Below are 1399 nucleotides of genomic sequence, written 5' to 3'. Positions count from 1 at the left end.
GTGGCGGGCTGCGAGATTATTCGTCGAATAATCTCGGGTGTCGGATCGTTTGTGGACATGAAAAAGGCCGCTCCGGGGGAGCGGCCTTTTCTGTTTGTCACCCTTGTGCGCTTGGAAGATTTTCCTGCGGAAAATCTCCTCGAGCAACCAGGCGTGTCTCGGGATCACCGATTGCTCGATGATCTTCGACACATCCCTCACGGCGCGTCTCGGGATCACCGATTACTCGATGATCTTCGACACGACGCCGGCGCCGACAGTGCGGCCGCCTTCGCGGATGGCGAAGCGCAGGCCGTCTTCCATCGCGATCGGCGCGATCAGCTCGACGGTGAAGCCGACGTTATCGCCCGGCATCACCATCTCGGTGCCTTCGGCCAGCGTCACGGTGCCGGTCACGTCGGTGGTCCGGAAGTAGAACTGCGGACGGTAGTTCGCAAAGAACGGGGTGTGACGGCCGCCCTCTTCCTTGGTCAGGATATAGGCTTCGGCTTCGAACTTGGTGTGCGGGGTCACCGAACCCGGCTTGCACAGCACCTGGCCGCGCTCGACCTTCTCGCGGTCGATACCGCGCAGCAGCGCGCCGATGTTGTCGCCGGCTTCACCGCGATCCAGCAGCTTGCGGAACATTTCCACACCGGTACAGGTGGTGGTCTGGGTGTCCTTGATGCCCACGATCTCGATCGAGTCGCCGACATTGATCACGCCACGTTCCACACGACCGGTCACCACGGTGCCGCGGCCCGAGATCGAGAACACGTCTTCGATCGGCATCAGGAAGGGCTGGTCAACAGCGCGTTCCGGGGTCGGGATATACTCGTCAACCGCGGCCAGCAGTTCACGGATCTTGTTCTCGCCGATTTCCGGATCACGGCCTTCCATCGCGGCCAGGGCCGAGCCCGCAACGATCGGAATATCGTCGCCGGGGAAGTCGTACGAGCTCAGCAGCTCGCGGATTTCCATTTCCACCAGCTCCAGCAGTTCCTCGTCATCGACCTGGTCGACCTTGTTCATGAACACGACCAGAGCGGGCACGCCAACCTGACGGGCCAGCAGGATGTGCTCGCGGGTCTGCGGCATCGGGCCGTCAGCGGCGTTCACAACCAGGATCGCGCCGTCCATCTGCGCCGCACCGGTGATCATGTTCTTCACATAGTCGGCGTGGCCGGGGCAGTCGACGTGGGCGTAGTGACGCGCCTCGGTCTCGTATTCCACGTGGGCGGTCGAGATGGTGATCCCGCGTGCTTTCTCCTCCGGCGCGCCGTCGATCTGGTCATACGCCTTGAAGTCGCCGAAATACTTGGTGATCGCTGCGGTCAGCGTCGTCTTGCCGTGGTCAACGTGGCCGATCGTGCCAATGTTGACGTGCGGTTTATTACGCTCAAACTTTTCCTTTGCCATT

Annotated in this window: 2 protein-coding genes; both read right to left on the bottom strand. The window is 61.7% G+C overall.

The window, feature by feature from the left end; genetic code table 11:
- On the bottom strand, positions 1-192 hold a 192-nt coding region (locus tag AC2FL1_RS23470; protein ID WP_496878533.1), incomplete at its 3' end, for a hypothetical protein.
- A 30-nt stretch (positions 193-222) separates the two neighbouring features.
- Positions 223-1398 carry an elongation factor Tu gene (tuf, locus tag AC2FL1_RS23465; RefSeq protein ID WP_234144476.1) on the bottom strand — a complete coding sequence of 392 codons (1176 nt, stop codon included), beginning with the start codon at positions 1396-1398 and terminating at the stop codon, positions 223-225.
- Between the last annotated feature and the right edge of the window lies 1 nt (position 1399).

The organism is Ruegeria sp. YKSF070, assembly GCF_059612725.1.
Note: the sequence above shows the minus strand (reverse complement) of the source record. Positions and strands in the feature narration are given on the sequence as shown.

Coding starts and splice junctions, on each gene's coding strand:
- tuf (WP_234144476.1), bottom strand. CDS start 1,398: ATGGCAAAGGAAAAGTTTGAGCGTAATAAACCGCACGTCAACATTGGC.